This is a genomic window from Polaromonas sp. (genome assembly GCF_031411155.1).
Classification (GTDB): Bacteria; Pseudomonadota; Gammaproteobacteria; order Burkholderiales; family Burkholderiaceae_C; genus Polaromonas.
Genome location: NZ_JANOAL010000301.1, coordinates 1 through 4668 on the forward strand (window position 1 = coordinate 1; position 4668 = coordinate 4668).

A 4668-nucleotide genomic window follows, 5' to 3' on the forward strand; every position below is an offset into this window, starting at 1 on the left:
AATCACCACGCCGGCCGAGCCCGAGAACGGTTCGACGATGACGGCGGCGATGGTCGAGGCATCGTGCAGCGCAATGATGTCGAGCAGGCGGTCGGCCAGTTCGGCGCCGGTCGGTGGCATGCCGCGGTGAAACGAGCCGGCCGGCGGCTGGGTGTGCGGCAGGTGGTCGGCCTCCAGGCCCTGGCCAAACAGCTTGCGGTTGGCCGCAATGCCGCCGACCGAAATGCCGCCAAAGTTGACGCCATGGTAGCCCTTTTCGCGGCCGATCAGGCGCGTCTTGCTGGCCTGGCCCCTGGTGCGCCAGTAGGCCCGCGCCATCTTTAGCGAGGTGTCGGCCGCCTCGGAGCCCGAACCGGTGAAGAACACGTAGTCGAGCCCTTCGGGGGTCAGCTCCTTGATCTTGTTGGCCAGCTCAAAGGCCAGCGGGTGGCCGAACTGGAAGGCCGGCGCATAGTCGAGCTTGCCGATCTGGCGGCTCACCGCCTCGGTGATCTCGCGCCGGCCATGGCCCAGGCCCGAGCACCACAGGCCCGACAGGCCATCAAAAATCTTGCGCCCCTCGCTGTCCGTCAGGTAGGCGCCGCTGGCGCTCACGATCATGCGCGGATTGGCCTTGAAGTTGCGGTTGGCGGTGTAGGGCATCCAGTGCGCCTCCAGCCAGGCGGCATCGGTGCGGGGGCCGGCGGCTGCTGCAGCGGGGTCAAGGTCAGCGAAGTTCATGGGGAAGTCTCCTGGGTGGGGGTGATTTTGCTGATTCTGGAGGCTTCTGTTAATCTCTAAAAGAGTGCAATATCAATGTTTACTTGAGGTTTTATGCAAGTGAATCCGCCCGATGCCGTGAACACCAAGAAGCGCGCCGTGCTGGGCCAGCTCAGCGACATGGACCTGCGCCTGCTACAGGTGTTTAAAAGCGTGGTCGACTGCGGCGGCATGACGGCCGCCGAGCTGGAACTCAACATCGGCACCAGCACCGTCAGCCGCCATGTCAAGGACCTGGAAACCCGGCTCGGCCTGGTGCTGTGCCGGCGCGGCCGGGCCGGTTTTGCGCTGACGCCCGAGGGCCAGCGGGTCTACGAAGAGACCTTGCGCCTGCTGGCGTCGGTGGCCGGCTTTCGCAACAGCATCGACGACATTCACTCGCGCATGGGCGGGCAGCTGGCGCTGGCGGTGTTCGACAAGACCGCCAGCAACCCGCGGGCCCGCATCGGCGAGGCGATTGCGCGCTTTGCCGAGCAGGCGCCCGAGGTGCACCTGCAACTGCATGTGGCGTCGATCAACGCCATCGAGCGCGGCGTGATCGACGGCGCCTACCAGGTCGGCATCATTCCGGCCCACCGCAACTCGCCCAGCCTGCGCTACGCCGATTTGTTCAGTGAAACCATGCTGCTGTACTGCGGCGCCCGGCATCCGCTGTTTGGCGCCGACTGCGCGGCGCTGGGCTGGGACGGCCTGCGCGCCCACGACTTTGCCGGGCTGGGCTACCACTCGCCCAACATGGCGCTGAGCCACAGCGCCAACCTGCCGCGCAAGGCCACCGGCTTTGACCAGGAGGCGATTGCCACGCTGATTCTGTCGGGCAAGTTTCTGGGCTTTCTGCCCGATCACTATGCCGAGCTGTTCGAGCGGCGCGGCCAGATGCGGGCGCTGCGGCCCGCGCTGTTTTGCTACCCCTGCAACTTTGTCAGCCTGCTCAGGCATTCGCCCCGGCCGTCGCGCGCGGTGCAGGCTTTTCACGATTGCCTGGTCAGCGCGCACGGCGAGCCGGCGCCGTGAGCGGCCTGGTGCCGGTTACCAGTCGACCAGGCTCAGGCCCAGGCTCAAGACATTGCGCTTGCGGTTGTAGTCCAGCAGGCTGTCGCCATAGCCGCTGAACAGTTGCAGGTGGTAGCGCAGGCCGGTGTAGCTGGGTGACGAGGCGGGCGCCAGGGTCCAGTCAAGCCGGGCCGAGCCGCGCGCTTCCTTTTTCAGCGAATGCCGCAGCGTCAGGCCCAGGCTGTTGCTGCGGCTCAGTTGCCAGCGGCCCGCCAGTTCGGCGCGGCCCACATAGTTTTCAATGCCGGGGTTGTCGTCATCGCCCGATTTTTCGCGCAGGCGGCGCCAAGCCCGGCCCTGCAGCGCCAGGCTGGACTCCGGGCCCAGCACTTTCTCGGCCGCGCCCATCAGGTAGACGCGGTTCCAGCTGCGCGACAGCGGCAGCGCCTGGCCGTTGGACTGGTGCACCAGCCCCAGGCCCGACAGCCGGTAGTTCCAGCCGCCGGCCAGCGGAATCTGGTGCGGGTAGATGTAAATGACCTCGGGTTCGTGGTCGGTGCTGCGAAACGGGCGTGACAGGGCGGAATTGAACAGCTGCCAGTAACTTTGCTGGGTGTAGCCAAACCACAGCGAGTCCTGGTCGTCCTCGTCATCCGGCCCGCTTTTCAGCAGGCCCTTGGCCACCTTGGTGCGCACCGACAGCTGGATCTTGTTCTCGGTGCGGCGGTAGGTCTGGCTGGTCAGCGCGGTGTGGCCGGTGGCGGGCGACGAGGGTTGCTGGTTGACGCTGTCGGAGGCCACGACCGACAGCGAAATTGGCCGGTAACCGCGAATCGCAAAGGTGTCGCAGTCGGTGCCGCGCTGCAGCTCCCAGAATTTCGACAGGTCGGAGTAGTTGTTGTTGCGGCAGCCCACCGGCTTGCCGTCGGGGGCGTCGGTGTTGAGCGCCGGCAGCAGCAGCACCTGGGCGGCGGGCTGGCCGGTGGCCGGATTGGCAGGGGCGGTGGTAACGCTGGCCGGCGGCGCGGCGCTGCTGGCGCTGGCGGGTGGCGTGTTGGCCGACTGCGAGTCGGCCCAGGCCTGAAAGCAGGCCAGTTGTGCGGCGGGCTCGGTCTTCAGGGCCTGGCAGGCCTGCCAGCCCTGGCTGGACGGTCGGCTGCCGGCCGGGGCGGCGGTCTGCGCCTGCGCCAGGCCCGCCGCCGCCATCAGGGCGCCGGCAAGGCGGAGTCGGTAAGCTGTCATGGTGTGAAAAGGGCTAGCCGCCGATCAGGGCAGGCGGGTTAGCGTAAAAGGCACGTCGGGCGCGTCGGGCGGCGCGCTGCGGCTGGTGTCTTTCCAGCTGCCCTGGTAGACCTTGCCGCACGAGCCGGCCACCATTTCGCCGTTCCAGGTGCCGGTGATGCTGACGCCGTCCGACGACTCGTCAAGCAGCAGCAGGCCTTCGTCCAGGTCGCCGGCCAGTTGCGCCTGGGCGGCGTGGCCCGCAATGGCCGGGCTGCCCGCGGCCGCGCCCAGGTCGCGGCTGACCGAGCCGGCCAGGCTCTCCGAAAACTCGGCGTGGCGCTGCAGCCGCATCGTGGCGCGGGCCGGCAGGCCGGCGGGCGGCTTGGTAAAGCGCACGGCCCACTGGCCGTGCAGCTGCTCGGCCTTCATCTCCTGCGCGGCCGGGCACCGGGCCTGGGGCTTGTCCTGGGGCTTGTTTTGCGGCTTGTTTTGGGCGTTAGCCCAGGTAACAAGCGTGTATGCAGCTATTAAAAATATAGCAAATCGGAGGCGGTTGAAAATCATGGGCGGGGTAGAAAAAAACGGGTGAGCCAGGCCGGCTAGCGGTTCAGCGCCTCAAAGGCCAGCGTGGCGGCCTTGGCGTCGGCCGCCTTCTTGGCAAATTCCGCGCGCAGGGCCTTGATTTTTTCGCGCGGGTCTTCCTTCACCGTGGCCTGGTCCAGTGCCATCTCGGCAATAAAACGGCTGGGAATGCCGGCAATCGTATCGCGGTTTTTCTTGCGGCGGCGCAGCCAGTTGACCGCCAGGGTGCGCTGGGCGCGGGTAATGCCCACATACATCAGCCGGCGTTCTTCCTGCAGGCGCAGCGCAATGTTCTCGGTCTTGCTGGCATCGCTGCCGTCGTCATCGTCGAGCTTGAAGGGCAGCAGCCCCTCGTTGCAGCCGGCCAGCACCACATGCGGCCACTCCAGCCCCTTGGCCGCGTGCAGGGTCGACAGCGTCACCACGTTCTGGTCGCCCTCGCGCTCGGAGATGGTCGACAGCAGCGCGATCGTCTGCACCACTTCCAGCATGGTTTTGGTTTCTTTGGCGCTGGCTGCGCCGGCCACGTCATCAATCTGCCCGCCGCAGCGCAGCGCCACCCAGTCGCAAAAATCCATCACATTGGTCCAGCGCGCGGCGGCAATTTTTTCACTGTCCTCGCCGTCGTACAAGTGCTGTTCGTAGTCAATTTCCTTCAGCCAGTCGGTCAGGAACACGCGCGCATCCTCGGCGCCCACGGTGCGCCGGGCGCGGTACTCGAGGTCGTTCAGGTAGCGCCCAAACTCCTGCAGCGAACCGACCGCCTTGGCCGGCAGCACCGAACCCAGCGAGTGGCTGAACAGCGCCTCGAACAGGCTGAGCTTGCTGGTGTCGGCAAAGCCGCTGAGCGCCGCTAGCGTAGTGTGGCCAATGCCGCGCTTGGGCGTCTTGATGGCGCGGATGAAGGCCTGGTTGTTGTCGTTGTTGACCAGCAGCACCATCCAGCTGCACAGGTCCTTGATCTCGGCCCGGTCAAAAAAGCTTTGCCCGCCCGACACCTTGTACGGGATGCTGGCGCGCCGAAACGCCTTCTCAAACGGCTTGGCCATGTGGTTGGCGCGGTACAGCACGCAAAAGTCCTTCCACTCGCGGTACTGGCCGCCCTCGGCC

Annotated in this window: 5 protein-coding genes; 1 reads left to right on the plus strand and 4 read right to left on the minus strand. The window is 66.5% G+C overall.

Going from position 1 to position 4668, the window contains the following annotated elements; all coding sequences use genetic code 11:
• On the minus strand, positions 1 to 720 hold a 720-nt coding region (locus RMO23_RS17700; protein ID WP_309684127.1), incomplete at its 3' end, for an aminotransferase class III-fold pyridoxal phosphate-dependent enzyme.
• A gap of 93 nt (positions 721 to 813) precedes the next feature.
• Between RMO23_RS17700 and RMO23_RS17705 the strand changes: the two genes are divergently transcribed.
• The gene (locus tag RMO23_RS17705) at positions 814 to 1773 is read left to right on the plus strand and encodes a LysR family transcriptional regulator (RefSeq protein WP_309684128.1); all 960 of its coding nucleotides are present in this window, start codon (positions 814 to 816) and stop codon (positions 1771 to 1773) included.
• A 15-nt stretch (positions 1774 to 1788) separates the two neighbouring features.
• Here the strand turns inward: RMO23_RS17705 and RMO23_RS17710 are convergent, their stop codons facing one another.
• The 3 genes from RMO23_RS17710 to RMO23_RS17720 all read right to left on the minus strand — a co-directional run.
• The gene (locus RMO23_RS17710) at positions 1789 to 2994 is read right to left on the minus strand and encodes a phospholipase A (RefSeq protein WP_309684130.1); all 1206 of its coding nucleotides are present in this window, start codon (positions 2992 to 2994) and stop codon (positions 1789 to 1791) included.
• Between the two features lie 24 nt (positions 2995 to 3018).
• A complete protein-coding gene (locus RMO23_RS17715) occupies positions 3019 to 3540 on the minus strand; it encodes a hypothetical protein (protein WP_309684131.1) in 522 nt (173 codons plus the stop codon).
• A gap of 35 nt (positions 3541 to 3575) precedes the next feature.
• Positions 3576 to 4668, minus strand: a 1093-nt coding sequence (locus tag RMO23_RS17720) for a 3'-5' exonuclease (RefSeq protein WP_309684133.1), incomplete at its 5' end; no start/stop codon positions are given.

Bases quoted from the DNA above. Each gene is read 5' to 3' on its own strand.
- RMO23_RS17710 (WP_309684130.1), bottom strand. From the start codon at position 2,994: ATGACAGCTTACCGACTCCGCCTTGCCGGCGCCCTGATGGCGGCGGCG.
- RMO23_RS17715 (WP_309684131.1), bottom strand. From the start codon at position 3,540: ATGATTTTCAACCGCCTCCGATTTGCTATATTTTTAATAGCTGCATAC.
- RMO23_RS17705 (WP_309684128.1), top strand. From the start codon at position 814: ATGCAAGTGAATCCGCCCGATGCCGTGAACACCAAGAAGCGCGCCGTG.